The following is a 14,780-nucleotide window of genomic DNA, read 5'->3' as shown; positions in this document are numbered from 1 at the left end:
GCTTCAGTGGTTGCGCCGGATGAGGTCGTGGATGAGCCACGCACCCTGGCCGTCGGGCAGGTTGGCGTAGTCCATGGCCACGATTCCGAGTGCGGGGCCGGTCCAGCCGTGGATGCGGTCCTTGGTAAGGTGGTTGACGCCCCGCGAGAACGCGTCGTCCTTGGCGATCGTGTAGGGAGTCGCTGCTCCGCTGGTGGCCCCGGTCGCGCTCAGGTGGTTGACGTACAGCTTGCCTTTGATGGGTACGTTGTGCGCCCGCACCAGGAACGGCTCGACGTGCTGGGTGAACTTCTTCCAGCTGCGGGGAGCGGTCGGCGCCTTGTAGTGGTCCTGGACCACCATGTGACCGTTCTCGAAGGTTCCGCAGTCGCCGCCCGCCCAGGGGATTCCGGGAAGCCCGCCGGCGTTGCTGATGACGACGACCTTGCCGCGGGCTTCGCGGAGCGTGGGGATGACCGCGGGCTGGATGAGGCGGCCCTGCTTCTTCAGAGGTCCGGCGATCCTGTCGAAGGCGCTGACGAAGTCCTGGCCGCTGATGCCGTTGCCCGCTCCCTCGCGCTTCACACGGATGAGGATCGTCTCGGACTCGTTCCGGGCCAGGAACTGGTCGCAGTGCCGGAGCACGTCCGTGAACGTGTCCGGCATGGTGACGTTGCCATGGCATATCCGGAGGTCGTGGTGGTCGGCGCGGATGTCGAGGTAGCGGATCCCGTTGTCGAGCTGCCGGCGGATGTCCCACTCCTGGCACTGCCACCACAGCCCACCGGCGGTGGCGCCGGAATCGTGCGTGCCCGGGATCGTGATGTTGCAGAGGGAGACATCGTCGGCCACCCGGGACATCCATCGCCCGAGCACGATGTCGCTGCTCGGTTGGGGTGTTCCCGCCCGGGCGATGCCGGTGGGCAGTGCGAGTGCCGCGCCGGCCGCGGTGGTCAGGAGACCTGTGGTCTTCAGGAAATCTCGTCGCTCCATGGGCACGTGTCCTGCCGCCTTTCCGTTCGTCCTGCCAAGTACAGGTTCTGACGGTTCATCATGCGGATGCGAGGGTCATAGGTCCCGAGGGTGTGCCTGTTGGATGGCGTCGAGCCGGGGCACTGGGAGGTATGAGTTCGCGGCGCCGGTCACGGCGCAGACGAAGGTGCTCTTCGACGCGGCACAGAAGCTCGAGCCCCTGGCTGAGGGAGACGTACGCTTGCCCGGAACGGCCACCGTTTCCAGTGCGGACGCCGACCGGGGTATCGCCGTCGTCGTCAACGCCCCGAAGGGCCCATGTGTGGTGCCCCCCGCCGGCCGGGCCGCGGGGGGCACCACCTGTATCCGCGCGGAAGCGCCCACGGGCCCGGGCCGGGAGGCCGTGCGTGCGGCCGCCGGTGCGTAGCGCGAGGTGGGTCCGGTCGTTGAGTCACCGGAGAGAGCTGTACCCGTCCTTCTCCCGGCAACCTGAGGAGTACGCCATGTCCACGCCGCTACATCAGAGCCTGGTTCTCGACTTCGGAGGGGTGCTGACCACCCCCGTCGCGGACAGCGCCCGCGCCTTCTGCGTCCGAGAAGGCCTCGCCCCCGACGCCTTCACGGACGTCATCTCGAAGGATCCGACGGGCCGGGAGCTGTACGGGCAACTGGAGCACGGCCAGATCGGCCAGGCCGAATGGAACAGCCGTACCGCCCCGCTGCTCGGTGTCGACGCGACGAATCTGATCGGCCGCGTCCTGAGCGGCCTCCGCCCGGAACCGGTCATGCTCTGCGCGGCACGGACTCTGAGGGCGGCGGGTGTGAAGGTCGTCCTCCTCTCCAACAGCCTCGGTTCGGATCCGTACGACCCGTACGAGGGCTACGACCTCGACACGTTGTGCGACGCGGTGGTCCTCTCCGAACACCACGGAATCCGCAAGCCCGACCCGGCGCTCTACGCGATCGCTGTGGAAGCGGCCGAAGTGCCCGCACGGGCCTGCGTCTTCGTGGATGACTCTCCCCGCAACCTCACGCCGGCCGGGGACCTGGGCATGACCACCGTCCTGGACACCACGCCGGCGGAGACGGTCCGCCGGCTGGAGGACCTCTTCGGATGTCCGCTCGGCTGAATCCGGGGCCGTGGCCCCGTCCCGCTACCCGCACTCGTGGCAGCAGGGCCGTGCCAGTTCGCGGAAGAGGGAGGCCAGGTCGGCGGGATCGTCCGGCAGTCCGTTGCCCACGCCGACCGCGGTGGCGCCCGCGTCCAGCCAGGGCTGGACGCCGTCGGGGCGTATGCCGCCGGTGGGGATGATGACGGCTCCGGGCAGCACGGCCTTGAGCGAGCGGATGAACTGCGGGCCGCCCACGTGGGCCGGGAAGACCTTCGCGGCTCCGGCCGCGCCGACGGCGGCGGCCACTTCGCCGGGGGTGAAACCGCCTTCGATGAAGACTGCGCCGCGTTCCCGTGCCGCCTCGCGCACTTCGGGCGCCGGATAGGGGGAGATGAGGAAGGCGGCGCCGGCGTCCAGGGCGGTGCGTGCCTGCTCGGCCGTGGTGACGGTGCCCATGCCGATCGCTGCCGGGCGGCCCCGGTGGTCGGTCAGGGGGACCGAGCGGGCCAGGGCCTCCGCCCAGCCCGGAGTGGTGGTGGTCAGCTCGACCGCGCGGCAGCCCGCCGCGAGCAGTGCGGTGGTCTGGCGTACGGCTTCGTCGGCATCGGCGTTGCGCAGTACGGGCAGCAGGCGCTGCGCGGCGATGACGGAGTAGGGGTGGCAGGTCATAGGGGGCTCCGGGTTCGTGGGTGGGACGAGTGGGTGGGGTTGCGGGTACGGGCGCGTGTCCCGGTGCGCGCGGCTCACGGCGTGCGTCGGACCGACTTGCCGGCGAGCACCTGCGTGCGCTTGCCGTCCCGGATGACGAAGCGTCCGTCGATCAGGACGTGGGGGATACCGTGCGGGAGGGTGCGCGGTGCCTCGAACGATGAGCCCGCGGCGACCGTCTCGGGGTCGAAGAGGACCAGGTCGGCTCGGTAGCCCTCGCTCACCAGGCCCCGGTCCGGCAGCCGCAGGCGTGCCGCGGGGCGGGAGGTCATGTGGGCCACGCACTCCTCCAGGGAGAGCTCGCCGAGCTCGCGGACGTACATTCCGAGGTACTGGGGGAAGGTGCCGTACGCGCGCGGGTGCGGCTTGTAGCCCTGGAGGATGCCGTCCGAACCGGCGGTGTGGGCGCGGTGCTTCATGATGAGGCGGACGTTCTCCTCGTGACCGACGTGCTGCAGGATCGTCGATCCGAGCCGGTCGTTGACCAGCAGCCGCCGGGCCGTGGTCCAGGGGGCTTCGCCGCGCATCCGGGCCGATTCGGCGATGGTCTTCCCGACGCAGGAGGCCAGGCCCGGGTCGGAGACTCCGGAGATCTCGATCGTGTCCCATTCGATGGGGACGCCGTGGCAGCCGTCGGAGCCGATGTCCTCGAGTTCGTGCCGGATGCGCTCGGCCGCCGCGTCGTCCGCGAGGCGGGCCAGCACCGCCTGCGGCCCTCCCTCGCCGGCCCAGCTCGGGAGCATGGCGACGAGGGTGGTGCAGCCGGGGGTGTAGGGGTAGGTGTCCAGCGTGATGTCCGCGCCCTGGTCCAGGGCCCGGTCCAGGAGGGCCAGCAGGTCGGGCGCCTTGCCCTTGTTGACGCCGAAGTTCATGGTGGCGTGCGCGAGGTGGAGAGCGCAGCCGGCTTCCCGCGTGAGGTCCACCATCTCCTGGTAGGCCTGGAGGGCGCCGGACCCGTAGGAGCGGTGGTGGGGGCAGTAGTAGCCGTTGAACGAGGCCACCACCCGGCACAGTTCGGTGAGTTCGCCGTCCTTGGCGTACATGCCGGGGGTGTAGGTGAGGCCCGAGGACATGCCCACGGCGCCCTGCCGGAGGCCGTCGGCGACGAGTCGGCGCATCCGGTCGAGTTCGCTCCCGGTGGGGTCGCGGTCCTCCCATCCCATGGCGTGCATGCGGACGGTCCCCTGCGGGATGAGGTAGGCGGCGTTGACCGCGATGCCCTGCCCGTCGAATCCCCGGTCGAGGCGGTCGAGGTACTCGCCGACGGTCCGCCAGTCGAAGTCGATGTCGGAGCCGTCGCCGTTCCAGCCGGTGATGGCCTGGCGGACCTTGGCGAGGGTCTGGTCGTCCACGGGCGCGTAGGACAGGCCGTCCTGGCCCAGCACCTCCAGGGTCACGCCCTGCGCGGCCTTCGCGCTGTGGTCGGGGTCGCGCAGCAGGGCGAGGTCGCTGTGGGCGTGCATGTCGATGAAGCCGGGGGCCAGGGCGAGGCCGTCGGCGTCGAGGGTCCTGCGGTCGGACGGCCTGGGGCCGTCGCCCTCCCGTCGGATCTCTTGGATACGGCCGTCCCGTAGGGCTACATCGGCGCGGTAGGAGGCTGCGCCGGAGCCGTCGATGACACGGGCGTTGCGGATGACCAGGTCCATGATGGGCGGTTCTCCTGGGGTGGGGGAGGGTGTGGGGGTGTGGCGCGGGGGCTGCCGGGGTGCGGGTGGCGGGCGCGGTGCGGCCCGCGGTCAGAAGTAGGTGCGTACGAGGTCCCGGACCGTGCCGTCCTGCTCCACCAGCGGGATCAACTGCCACTTGTCGAAACTGGTGCACGGGTGCGACAGGCCGAGGCCCAGCCAGTCGCCGACCTCGAGCTCGGCACCCGGGGCGGTGCGTACCCAGCCGTGCTGGTCGGAGAGGGCCGACACGGTGATTCCCGTCGCGTCCCGAAGGGCGCCGTCGCGGGCGGAGCGCACCACCTGGGCCTCGGGCAGGTCCAGGTCGTAGGCGGCGTCGCGCTTGCCCGCGTTGAGGAACGCCTGCTCGGGGGAGGGCCGTGAGATCACCTGGGCCCACAGGCGGAAGGCGGGTTCGAGGCGGCCCTCCTCCGGGACGCGGTTGAAGGGGGTCATGCGCCGGTAGTGGCCGTCGTCGTGGGAGAGGTACGCGCCCGAGCGCAGCACCTTGAGGACCGGGGCGGACAGGGTGGGGACCTCGGCGAACACCTCCGCCACCGCGTCGAACCAGGCGGAGCCGCCCGCGCTGACCAGGATCTCGTCGACCGCGGTGAAGCGGCCCGCGGAATCGAAGTCGGCGAGGAGCGAGACGAGGCGGCGCAGCCAGGCCCGGACGCTTTCCGGATCGGCCCCGGGTACCTCGCCCTCGTAGCCGCTGACGCCGGTCAGGCGCAGGGTCCGGGTGGCGGCCACCGCGTCGGCTACCGCCGCGCATTCCGCGTCCGTACGGGCGCCGGTGCGGGCACCGGCGCCGGCGCCGAGTTCGACCACGACGTCGACGGGGCGGGCGCCGCCGGCCGTCCGCAGTGCCTCGTCCATCAGCTCGACGCCGCGTACGGAGTCCACGTAGCAGAGGAAGCGGAACGACGGGTGGGTGTCCAGTTCACGGGAGATCCAGCGCAGCGCGGCCGCGTCGACGACCTCGTTGGCCAGCAGTATGCGCTCCGTGCCGAAGGCGCGCGCCACGCGTACCTGGTGAGGGGTGGCGAGCGTGACGCCCCAGGCGCCGTGGGCGACTTGACGTGCGAAGAGGGCGGGAGCCATGGAGGTCTTGCCGTGCGGGGCGAAGACGAGACCGTGGCGGGCCGTGTAGTCGGCCATGAGGCCGAGGTTGTGCTCGACGCGTTCGGCGGAGAGCGCGATGGCCGGTGTGGTGAATCCGCCGGTGAAGAGGTTGCGGCGTTGCGCTGCCAGCTCGCCGACGGTCAGACCGTCCGCGTCCGGCGGCAGCCCCTTGAAGCGGAAGTCGACGCGCTCGTCGGCGAGGGCCGTGACGCGCGCGGTCGGGTCGGCGTGGTCGGCAGTCATGCGGCGCTCCCTGGTCTCGAACGACCCGCGTTGCATCATGTGCAACGGTCGTTGCGTTATTCGCTACACCGTGCTTAACATCCCGATCAACGCCAGGTCAACAAACCTGATGAACCAGGCAAACGGCGCAAAGGAGTCCAGCGTGTCCACAACCCCAGCGGACGGCCGGGCCTCCGTCGTCGACGTGACCTGCGTCGGCGAGGCGATGGTCGCGCTACGGCCCACCGCCCCCGGCCCGCTCGCCGATGTGTCCGGGTTCACACGGGGATTCGGCGGCGCCGAGTCGAACGTGGCGTGCGGCGTGGCGGGCCTGGGACACAGCGCCCGCTGGGTCGGCCACGTCGGAGCGGACGGCTTCGGCGAGTACCTGGTGCGCGAGATATCCGCCCGGGGCGTCGACACCGCACACGTGACGCGCGACCCCCACCGCCCGACGGGGGTCTACTTCCGCACCGTCGGAGAGCGCGCCACCGGAGCCGCGGGCGAACCCGAACAGCAACTCGCCGAGGTCGCCTACTACCGCGAGGCCTCCGCCGCATCGGCCATGTCCCCGGCCACGGTCGACCGGGCCGTGCTCGACGCCACCAGGCTCCTGCACCTGACCGGGATCACCGCCGCCCTCTCCCCGGACTGCCTGGACCTCCTGCGCGCGCTGACCGCCCCCCGCCCCGGCCGCCCGCGCGTGTCCTTCGACGTCAACTACCGGATGAACCTCTGGCCGGACCACGGCGAAGCCGGGTCGGTCCTGCTCGGCGTCGCCCGCGCCAGCGACCTCGTGTTCGTCGGCGCCGACGAGGCCGAGGCATTGTGGGGAACCGACGGCGGTACGGAATCGGTCCGCCGGCTGCTGCCCGGGCCCGAGGTGCTCGTGGTGAAGCAGGGAGCCGACGGCGCCACCGTCTTCACCCGCCCGGCTGCGGGCGGCCCCGACACCGCGGTCCACGAGCCCGCGCCCACGGTCGACGTGGTCGCCTCCGTCGGCGCCGGGGACGCCTTCGCCGCGGGATACCTCTCCGCCGAACTGCGCGGGCTGTCCGTACCGGAGCGCATACGCCACGGTCACCTCACCGCCGCGTCCGCCCTCACCAGCGCCGAGGACCTCGCCCCGCCCCCGCCCCGCGAACTGGCCGACACCCTTGCCGCCTTGGACGCCCGGGCCTGGCGCGAGCTGCGCCTCACGGCGGGCTGGAGCACCCGCCGGACCGCGGCGCCGGACGGGGGCGCGGCGGCCGCACGGCCCGGCGGGGGCGGCGGACGGGCGGCGCACGCGTGAGCCAGTCCGTCGACCGGGCGCTGAGCATCCTGCCCCTGCTCGCCGAGGGCCCCGCCGACCTCGGCCGCGTCGCGGACCACCTCGGCGTGCACAAGTCCACGGCGCTGCGGCTCCTGCGCACACTGCGCGAACACGGCCTCGTCTACCGCCAGGCCGACCAGGGCTACCGGCTCGGCGCCCGGTTGTTGTCCCTGGCCCAAGGGGCGATGGAGCAGCTGGACATCCGCTCGATCGCGCACCCGCACCTCGTCGCGCTGAACGAGCGGATCGGCCACACCGTCCACCTCGCCGTGCACGAGGAGGATTCGGTCGTCTACATCGACAAGATCGAATCCCGCTACCCGGTCCGCCTGTACTCCCGGATCGGCAGGCCGGTGGCGATCACCTGCGCGGGAGGCACCACCCGCCACCAGAAGGAAGAGCAAGGACAGCACACACCATGAACGGAACCAGCATGAACGGAAGCACCGCGCACCACGAGAAGACGGCCATCACCCCGGCCACGCACACCGCTCCGCCCGCGAGGTTCTCGCACGGCGTGCGCAAGGGCAACCTGCTCCAGGTCGCGGGCCAGGTCGGCTTCCTGCCCGCGGTCGCGGGCAGGAAGCCGACGCCGGCGGGCCCCACCCTGCGCGAGCAGACGCTGCAGACCTTCGAGAACGTCCGCTCCGTCCTGGAGGCGGGCGGCGCCACCTGGGACGACGTGATGATGATGCGCGTCTACCTCACGGACGTGGAGCACTTCGCGGAGATGAACGCCCTCTACAACGCCTACTTCGAGGAGCAGGGCCTCACCGCGCCGCCCGCCGCCCGTACGACCGTGTACGTCGGGCTCCCCGCGGGCCTGCTGATCGAGATCGACGCGCTCGCCGTCCTCGGCTGACGGCACCCGCCCCGCCCTTTCCCCGTGACCCGCCGCGGCCGGGCGGCCGCCTACTGCGGCGCCCGGCCGCGCCCGGCCACCAGGGTCGGCCCCCCACCCGTGCGAACAACGGAGTTCCCATGCTGCCTGTTGCCGCCACACCCACCGAGACACCTCACACCGGGGGTCTGCTGGCCCTCATCGGCGGCACGGGCGGTCTGCTGACCGTGGCCGCCCTCGGCATCGCCCTCTTGCTCGTCCTGATCATCAAGGTCCGCCTCCAGCCGTTCGTGGCACTCCTCGCGGTCTCCATGGCCGTCGGCCTCGGAGCCGGCCTCTCGGTCACCGAACTCTTCGGAACCGTGCAGAAGTCCGCCGCCGTGTCCATGATCGAAAGTGGTATGGGAGGCATACTCGGGCACGTCGCGATCATCATCGGCCTCGGCACGATGCTCGGCGCGATCCTGGAAGTCTCCGGTGGTGCCGAGGTCCTCTCCGAACGCCTCCTCAATCTGTTCGGAGAAAAGCGCGCACCGCTCGCCATGGGCCTCACCGGCCTGATCTTCGGCATCCCCGTCTTCTTCGACGTCGGCATCTTCGTCCTCGCACCGATCGTCTACGCGGCCGCCAAGCGCTCCGGAAAATCGATCCTGCTGTACGCGATGCCGCTGCTGGCCGCCCTGTCGATGACGCACGCGTTCCTGCCTCCGCACCCCGGACCGGTCGCCGCGGCGGGACTGTTCCACGTCTCCCTCGGCTGGGTCATCGCCATGGGCATCGTCTGCGGCGTCCCGGCCGTGCTCGCCGCCTGGGCCTACGCGGGCTGGATCGGCAAGCGCGTCTTCGTCCCCGTACCGCAGGACATGGTCGAAGCCGCCGAGGAGGCGAAGGCCGCAGTCGCGGCCGAGCAGCGCACGGCCGGACTCGCTCCGCGCGAGCAACCGGTCTCGCTGGCCACCGTACTGCTCATCATCGGCACGCCGCTCCTGCTCATCCTGGCCGCCACCTTCTCCTCGATCATGCTCGACCCGTCGACGCTGCGCTCCGTCATCGAGTTCTTCGGCAACCCGTTCGTGGCGCTGACCATCGCCCTGCTGATGGCGTACTACCTGCTCGGCATCCGCCGCGGCTGGTCGCGCAAGTCCCTGGAGACCGTCTCGACGGCCTCCCTCAAGCCCGTCGGCAACATCCTTCTCGTGGTCGGCGCCGGCGGAGTCTTCGGCGCGGTCCTGAAGGGCTCCGGCATCGCCGGCGCTCTCGCGGACACCTTCGACGGCATGGGGCTGCCGGTGATCGTGCTCGCCTACCTCATCTCGGTGGTCCTGCGCGTGGCCCAGGGCTCCGCGACGGTCGCGATCGTCGCGACGGCGGGGATCGTGGTCCCGCTGGTCGAGGGCGGCGGCCACTCCCAGCCCTTCCTCGCCCTGGTGATCATGGCAATCTCGGCGGGCTCCATCTTCGCCTCCCACGTCAACGACGGCGGGTTCTGGATGGTCTCGAAGTACTTCGGGATCTCGGAGCGCGACACGCTCAAGTCGTGGACCGTACTGGAATCCGTCCTGTCGGTGGCGGGCTTCGCGGTGGCGGCCGCCCTCAGCCTCGCCGTCTGACGCCCGGGGCGGCGGGGACGCCCCGCCGACGCTCGTCGTACGCGGCTCGAAGAAACTTCGGCCGGAGGCGAATCCTCTCCGGGGCTCCCCGCCTCTTATGGGTGTGCCGGCCGAGGGGGCCGGCGGAACCGGGAGGGAACACCAATGATGATCACTGGCATCGTAGTGGTCGGAGTCCTGCTCATGGGCGCGTGCAGCTGGCACCTCATGCGGCGCTACAAGAGCCGAAGCTGACCGAGCACCTGTGTACGGTCCTTCTTCGGGGAATGAGTAGCAGCACATGAACCAACGTTTCCGCTGGCCGGACGAGCGGCTGATCAAAGCCGCCCAGGACGGCGACGTCACATCGCTCACCACCGTGGTCATGGAATCGCAGCCCCATGTACGCAAGTTCGCCCTGTCCCTGTGCGCCTCGCCGCAGGACGCGGAGGACGCGGCGCAGGAGGCGCTGATCATCCTCTACCGGAAGATCGGCACCTTGCGCACCTCCGGCGCGCTTGCCTCATGGATGTTCCGGATCGTACGCAACGAGTGCCTCCGGCAGATACGGCTGCTCGTCGCGCGGCGCGACGAGCAGCCGGCCGAACCGGAGGCGTCCGCGGAGCAGTCCGCCGAGGACGCGGTACTGCACCGGCTGGAGGCGGAGCGGATCGCGGCTGCGGTCAGCGCCCTTCCCCGTGACCAGCGGCAGGTCCTGATCATGCGGGACGTCCAGGGCCTGCCCGGCAAGGCAGTCGCCCAGGCACTCGGCCTGAGCACCGCCGCGATGAAGTCACGGCTGCACCGAGCTCGCGCGGTGCTGCGCGACTCACTGGAGGCGACCGGCCGGGCGCCCGATCCCGCCATCGACCAACCAGCCGGAAAGGGCTCGTCACATGAACACCGTTGAGCTCGCACAGGGGCCGAAGGCCCGGGCCGCCGCGCAGCCCGAGGCGGCCGGGCCGAACTTCGCCAGCAGATCCGTCCCGCGCCACCTGGCGCGCGGAGCCATCGGCTTCGGGCTGCTCGTCGGCTCGATCGCCCTGGTGCCCGTCGCCGGCCCGGCCACCCTGCTGGCGGCCCCGCTGGCCCTGATCGCCTTCCGCGGCTGCCCGACCTGCTGGATGGTCGGCCTGGCGCAGACCATCTCCCGCGGCCGCCTGGAGCGCCAGTGCGCGGACGGGGTCTGCACCCTCACCAAGGCACACCCGGCGGCCAAGGGCCCCTAGGGCCTGTCGTCAAACTCCCGTCGTCGCCCGGAGGGCGGCCCTGCGGCGTCTGGTGCGTGCTCTCGGTGCGCCGGGCGGAAGCACGCGTACTGGACGTACTTTGCTTTCGCCCGGTGCGGCGAGAGCGCGTGCCAGGCGTCGCGGGGCAGACGGGAGTTTGACGACAGGCCCTAGCCCTCAACGCTGTTCGACCAGCTTTCGTCGTCGCCCCGTGGCGACCGTCGTGTCGATCCATGCGGCAAGGACGTACGGGCCGGTCAGCGCGAGGAGCACGGCCAGCGCCAAGGGAAGCGCCAGGGCGGCGGACAGGGAGGTGGAGGCTGCGATCCAGGCGATGGCGGCCGGGCCGACCAGGCTGCCGCTGTAGCTGAGCGTGGTGATCGTCGAAAGCTGGCGGGGCGTCCCGTGGCCGGCGGTGCCGGCCAGGACGGGCCAGATGAGCGCCATCCCGGCGCCGGCCAGGGCCCATCCCGCATAGGCGCCGAGCGGGCCGAGGGCGGACGAGGAGATCACGAGCAGCAGTCCCGTCGCGGTGGCGAGCCCCGCGGTCCGCAGCGTGGTGCCCGGACCCAGGCGGGAGTGGAGGCGGTCGCCCGCAAGGCGCACCACGGTCATCGCGGTGAGGAAGCCCGTATAGGCCAGGGAGGCCACAGCCGGCGTGATGTCGAGAACCCGACGGGCATGGACCCCGGCCCAGTCGGTGGCGGCTCCCTCGGTGAGAAAGGCGGCCGCGCCCAGCAGCCCCATCGCCACCACCAGCAGGGGACTGCGGCGCGTGGTGGTGCCCGGCTCGGCGGGACGCGGGACGGGCGGCCTGGCCCGGAAGGTGAGAACGCCCATGACAGCGGCCGAGGAGAGTCCGCTGAAGGCCAGCAGCACCTGCACGCCCACCCCGGCGTGCAGGGCGGCTGCGACGGCGAGGCCGCCACCCACCGCGCCGACGGTCCACATGGCGTGCAGCCGGGACATGACCGGCTGCCGGCGGGCATGCTCGGCAGCGGCGGCGTGCAGCGTCAACACCACGTTGAGGGCGCCCAGGAGCAGCCCGAGGACCCCGGCCGCGACCGTCAGCGCCCCGTACCCTTCCGCGACCGCCGGTCCGGCGAGGGCCAGTGCGGTGGCGGGAGCGATCCACGCGAGCAGCGGTCGCGCGGCCAGGTGACCGGCCGCGGTCATGCCCGCCATCGCGGCGAGCCCCATGGCCAGCAGCATGCCGCCCAGCCTCGCCTCGCCCAGGTTCAGGCGGGCGTCCAGGGCGGGCAGGCACGCCCCCCACTGGGCGTTGAGCACACCGGTGAGCAGGTAGATCCGGCGCAGCCGCGCGAAGTCCGTCACCGTACGACTCGTAGGGCGTCCAGGCCGGTGACGAGGTGGTCGCCCAGGCGGGGCCGACCGGTCGGCACGGGACGGATCTCGATGGTGGTCATCCCGGCCGCCGCACCGGCGTCGATCCCCGCGGCCGCGTCTTCCAGTACGACACACCGGCCGGCCGCCACGCCCAGGCGGCGGGCCGCCTGAAGGTAGCCCTGCGGGTCGGGCTTTCCGGCCGTCACGTCATCGGCGGTCACCAGTACGCCGGGTACCGGCAGGCCCGCGGCGTTCAGGCGGGCGTGGGCCACCGCGCGCCGTCCGGAGGTCACCACGGCCCAGGGTCCGGCCTCGGCCAGTATGTCCAGCGCCCCCGGGCACGCCGTGATGCCCGCGGTGTCCTCGACCTCACGGACCAGGAGCCGGGCCTCCTCCGCGGCCGAGTCGAGGCCCGGTGCCACCAGCTCTATCAACTCCCGGGTGGTACGGCCGCCGGACAGTTCGTGCACCTTCGCGGGATCCAGCCCGTGCTCCAGCGACCACTCGCGCACATGGCGTTCGATCGTGCGCAGGGAATCGACCAGCACGCCGTCCATGTCGAACAGCAGCGCATCGCAGGACAGACGGATGTCGGGCTCAGCGGACAGCAGCATGAGAGTGGATTCCTTCTTCGAGGGGACGGGTGTGATCGAGGATCTCGCTGATGACCGGAGCCCAGTCTCCGGGGTCGAGACCATGACCGCCCAGGGGCAGGGTCGTCATCCGGGCGCCCGGGATCTCCCGGGAGAGGGCCAGGCCGTGTTCCAGCGGGAGGAGCCGGTCGTGCGCGCCGTGGATCACCAGGGTGGGCGTCCGAATCCCGGCCAGGTGACCGCGCCAGGGCGCGACGGGCTCCACGTAGTAGTGATTGGTCAGGCTGGACTCGATGTTCCCGGCCCGCTCGACCACCTTGCGCGCCCGATCACGGGAGGAGTCCTCGTCGAAGTCCCGGCCCGCTCCGGCGTGCAGCCGGTCCAGGAACACGAGGTATTCCGCGACCGCCGCGTGGTCCGACCATTGCGGCCAGGGCGCGTTGTGCAGTTCGAGCCGGGTCTCCAGCGGTGTGGGCGGCAACGTCGGACGTTCGGGATCCGCGTCGCCCGGACTGCTGGAGACGAGCGTCAGCGAGGTCACGCGGTCCGGACGGGTGAGCGCCGCCAGCTGGCAGACGGCTCCGCCCTGGGAGAGCCCGACCAGATGGGCCGCGCCGACCCCGTGGGCGTCGAGGATGCCGATCGCGTCCGAGGCCAGACCGTGCAGGTCGTAGTCCGGTGAGCCGGGCGGGCAGGTGGTCGAACGGCCGGTGTCCCGCCCGTCGTAGCGCAGTACGCGCCGCCGCCCGGCCGCCAGCCGGGCACAGAACTCCCGGTCCCAGTCGAGCATGCACGCTCCCGTGCCCGCGACCAGGAGGACCACGGGATCCCCCTGCGTGCCGAACGCCTCCACGAACAGTTCGCGACCGGGGAGCCGGACCGTCGTCGTCTCACGCATGGACGCAGCTCCTTGCCACGTGCTGAAGGAGCCGCGTGTACGCGGCGGCCTCGTCGGGGAGGCCGTGCCTGCTGTCGATCATCCGGCGGGCGTTGGTCGCCAGGGCGGCCGCGAGCGACCGGTCCTCGAGGAGTCGCTGCGCCTGTTTTCGGAACTCGTCCGGACTGTGGAACAGCAAGCCGGTGATGCCGTCGGCCACCAGGCAGGTGTTGCCGGGAATGTCCCGGGCGATGACCGGCGTGCCCAGATGCATGGCTTCCAGTACCGCGTTGGGGCTGCACTCGCTGATCGAGGTGTTCAGGACCGCGGTGGCCTCGCGCATCGCCGCGTGCAGGTCCCGGCGGTTCAGGACACCGGCGTAGTGGACGCCGCTGTGTCTGAGACATCGGCGCCGGACGATCTCGTCGAACCCGTCGTACGAGACGCCCGCCATGACCAGGCACACGCGGGGGTCCTCCCGGTGCCACTCGTCCACGCACCGGGTCAGGAACAGGGGGTCCTTCACCGGGCGGAGCCCGGCCGGCAGGAGGAAGACCTTCGCGTCGTCCGGCAGGCCGAGCCGGTCCTTCAGCGAGAAGTCGGACGGGTCGGTGTCCACCGCCTGGGGGATCGCGTAGAGCTTCCTGATGGTGTCCGGCCACAGGGCCAGGCAGCGCAGTACGAAGTCGTCGTTGAACGCCACCAGGGCGTCCGCGCCGGCCACCGCCTCGGCCATGACCGCGAGATGGGCGGGATCCAGGGAGAATTCGTTGAGATCGGTGCCGCCGAACACCACGACGTAGGGGAGGTTCAGGCTGCACCGGATTTCACCGGCGGCCACGGCGTGGGTCACGATCGCCGCGTCGAAGCGCCGTCCTCCGGCGCCCTCGGCGAGGGCCTCCGGGAGAGTACGTGCTTCCACCAGCCGCACTTCATGGCCCGCACGGGATAAATGTGCTGCGATCCGGCCGATCGTGGTGTGGTTTCCGGTTCCCGGGGCGCTGTCTGCGATTGCCGCTATAAACATCGCTCGCATGACCTTTCGTCAGAGACGGGGCTCGCGAAGGTGTCGGAGAGGTGCCCCTGTTCCGTGCTCGGGCGGGCCCCTGCGGGCGAGCGGGTCGCGGGCGGTGCGTCCACCTGCGGTTCGAGTACGGGCGCGGGCATGGAGCAGCCTCCAATGGACACGGCGAACAGGTTCCCGAAA

At 71.4% G+C, this 14,780-nt stretch carries 14 protein-coding genes and 1 pseudogene; 7 read left to right on the top strand and 8 right to left on the bottom strand.

Annotated elements, in window-relative coordinates; genetic code table 11:
• Positions 1–3: 3 nt before the first annotated feature.
• A complete protein-coding gene (locus ACTVZO_RS01350; protein ID WP_443296521.1) occupies positions 4–972 on the bottom strand; it encodes a phosphatidylinositol-specific phospholipase C domain-containing protein in 969 nt (322 codons plus the stop codon).
• Between the two features lie 482 nt (positions 973–1,454).
• On the opposite strand from ACTVZO_RS01350, the gene ACTVZO_RS01345 reads away from it, so the two are divergent.
• On the top strand, positions 1,455–2,081 hold the full coding sequence (locus tag ACTVZO_RS01345; protein WP_443296520.1) for an HAD-IA family hydrolase: 627 nt from the start codon (positions 1,455–1,457) through the stop codon (positions 2,079–2,081).
• A 24-nt stretch (positions 2,082–2,105) separates the two neighbouring features.
• Here the strand turns inward: ACTVZO_RS01345 and ACTVZO_RS01340 are convergent, their stop codons facing one another.
• From ACTVZO_RS01340 to ACTVZO_RS01330, 3 genes are all read right to left on the bottom strand, one after another.
• Positions 2,106–2,732, bottom strand: coding sequence for a bifunctional 4-hydroxy-2-oxoglutarate aldolase/2-dehydro-3-deoxy-phosphogluconate aldolase (locus ACTVZO_RS01340; protein WP_443296519.1), 627 nt, complete (start codon positions 2,730–2,732; stop codon positions 2,106–2,108).
• Positions 2,733–2,806: 74 nt separating this feature from the next.
• Positions 2,807–4,417 (bottom strand): N-acyl-D-amino-acid deacylase family protein, encoded by a 1,611-nt coding sequence (locus tag ACTVZO_RS01335; protein WP_443296518.1) that lies wholly within the window; start codon positions 4,415–4,417, stop codon positions 2,807–2,809.
• Positions 4,418–4,507: 90 nt separating this feature from the next.
• Complete coding sequence (locus tag ACTVZO_RS01330) at positions 4,508–5,803, bottom strand: alanine racemase (protein ID WP_443296517.1); 1,296 nt, start codon at positions 5,801–5,803, stop codon at positions 4,508–4,510.
• Between the two features lie 109 nt (positions 5,804–5,912).
• On the opposite strand from ACTVZO_RS01330, the gene ACTVZO_RS01325 reads away from it, so the two are divergent.
• From ACTVZO_RS01325 to ACTVZO_RS01300, 6 genes and pseudogenes are all read left to right on the top strand, one after another.
• Complete coding sequence (locus tag ACTVZO_RS01325; protein ID WP_443296516.1) at positions 5,913–7,076, top strand: sugar kinase; 1,164 nt, start codon at positions 5,913–5,915, stop codon at positions 7,074–7,076.
• Positions 7,073–7,468: pseudogene (locus tag ACTVZO_RS01320) on the top strand (IclR family transcriptional regulator); the annotation flags it as partial. The gene ACTVZO_RS01325 and the pseudogene ACTVZO_RS01320, both read left to right, overlap by 4 nt.
• 62 nt (positions 7,469–7,530) lie before the next feature.
• Positions 7,531–7,959, top strand: a complete 429-nt coding sequence (locus ACTVZO_RS01315) for a RidA family protein (RefSeq protein WP_443296515.1) — start codon at positions 7,531–7,533, stop codon at positions 7,957–7,959.
• Between the two features lie 119 nt (positions 7,960–8,078).
• Entirely contained in the window at positions 8,079–9,548 is a 1,470-nt protein-coding gene (locus ACTVZO_RS01310; RefSeq protein ID WP_443296514.1) for a GntP family permease, read from the top strand.
• A 280-nt stretch (positions 9,549–9,828) separates the two neighbouring features.
• Complete coding sequence (locus ACTVZO_RS01305; RefSeq protein ID WP_443296513.1) at positions 9,829–10,437, top strand: RNA polymerase sigma factor; 609 nt, start codon at positions 9,829–9,831, stop codon at positions 10,435–10,437.
• Entirely contained in the window at positions 10,424–10,756 is a 333-nt protein-coding gene (locus tag ACTVZO_RS01300) for a hypothetical protein (protein WP_443296512.1), read from the top strand. Before ACTVZO_RS01305 ends, ACTVZO_RS01300 begins: the two co-directional genes overlap by 14 nt.
• A gap of 177 nt (positions 10,757–10,933) precedes the next feature.
• Here ACTVZO_RS01300 and ACTVZO_RS01295 read toward each other — a convergent pair whose 3' ends face one another.
• Genes ACTVZO_RS01295 through ACTVZO_RS01280 form a run of 4 tightly spaced genes read right to left on the bottom strand, consistent with a single transcriptional unit; the run spans position 10,934 to position 14,495 of the window.
• Entirely contained in the window at positions 10,934–12,091 is a 1,158-nt protein-coding gene (locus tag ACTVZO_RS01295; RefSeq protein WP_443296511.1) for an MFS transporter, read from the bottom strand.
• Positions 12,088–12,717, bottom strand: coding sequence for an HAD-IA family hydrolase (locus ACTVZO_RS01290; RefSeq protein ID WP_443296510.1), 630 nt, complete (start codon positions 12,715–12,717; stop codon positions 12,088–12,090). The genes ACTVZO_RS01295 and ACTVZO_RS01290 overlap by 4 nt, the downstream gene beginning before the upstream one ends.
• Positions 12,701–13,594, bottom strand: a complete 894-nt coding sequence (locus ACTVZO_RS01285) for an alpha/beta fold hydrolase (protein WP_443296509.1) — start codon at positions 13,592–13,594, stop codon at positions 12,701–12,703. Before ACTVZO_RS01285 ends, ACTVZO_RS01290 begins: the two co-directional genes overlap by 17 nt.
• Positions 13,587–14,495 carry a glycosyltransferase gene (locus ACTVZO_RS01280; RefSeq protein ID WP_443296508.1) on the bottom strand — a complete coding sequence of 303 codons (909 nt, stop codon included), beginning with the start codon at positions 14,493–14,495 and terminating at the stop codon, positions 13,587–13,589. Before ACTVZO_RS01280 ends, ACTVZO_RS01285 begins: the two co-directional genes overlap by 8 nt.
• Positions 14,496–14,780 lie beyond the last annotated feature (285 nt).

Origin of the sequence: Streptomyces sp. IBSNAI002, from assembly GCF_052244475.1 — a bacterium.
Taxonomy (GTDB): domain Bacteria; phylum Actinomycetota; class Actinomycetes; order Streptomycetales; family Streptomycetaceae; genus Streptomyces.
This window is presented reverse-complemented; position numbering and strand designations above follow the sequence as displayed.

Coding starts and splice junctions, on each gene's coding strand:
- ACTVZO_RS01340 (WP_443296519.1), bottom strand. CDS start 2,732: ATGACCTGCCACCCCTACTCCGTCATCGCCGCGCAGCGCCTGCTGCCC.
- ACTVZO_RS01285 (WP_443296509.1), bottom strand. CDS start 13,594: ATGCGTGAGACGACGACGGTCCGGCTCCCCGGTCGCGAACTGTTCGTG.
- ACTVZO_RS01335 (WP_443296518.1), bottom strand. CDS start 4,417: ATGGACCTGGTCATCCGCAACGCCCGTGTCATCGACGGCTCCGGCGCA.
- ACTVZO_RS01325 (WP_443296516.1), top strand. CDS start 5,913: ATGAACCAGGCAAACGGCGCAAAGGAGTCCAGCGTGTCCACAACCCCA.
- ACTVZO_RS01315 (WP_443296515.1), top strand. CDS start 7,531: ATGAACGGAAGCACCGCGCACCACGAGAAGACGGCCATCACCCCGGCC.
- ACTVZO_RS01290 (WP_443296510.1), bottom strand. CDS start 12,717: ATGCTGCTGTCCGCTGAGCCCGACATCCGTCTGTCCTGCGATGCGCTG.
- ACTVZO_RS01305 (WP_443296513.1), top strand. CDS start 9,829: ATGAACCAACGTTTCCGCTGGCCGGACGAGCGGCTGATCAAAGCCGCC.
- ACTVZO_RS01330 (WP_443296517.1), bottom strand. CDS start 5,803: ATGACTGCCGACCACGCCGACCCGACCGCGCGCGTCACGGCCCTCGCC.
- ACTVZO_RS01300 (WP_443296512.1), top strand. CDS start 10,424: ATGAACACCGTTGAGCTCGCACAGGGGCCGAAGGCCCGGGCCGCCGCG.
- ACTVZO_RS01350 (WP_443296521.1), bottom strand. CDS start 972: ATGGAGCGACGAGATTTCCTGAAGACCACAGGTCTCCTGACCACCGCG.
- ACTVZO_RS01310 (WP_443296514.1), top strand. CDS start 8,079: ATGCTGCCTGTTGCCGCCACACCCACCGAGACACCTCACACCGGGGGT.
- ACTVZO_RS01345 (WP_443296520.1), top strand. CDS start 1,455: ATGTCCACGCCGCTACATCAGAGCCTGGTTCTCGACTTCGGAGGGGTG.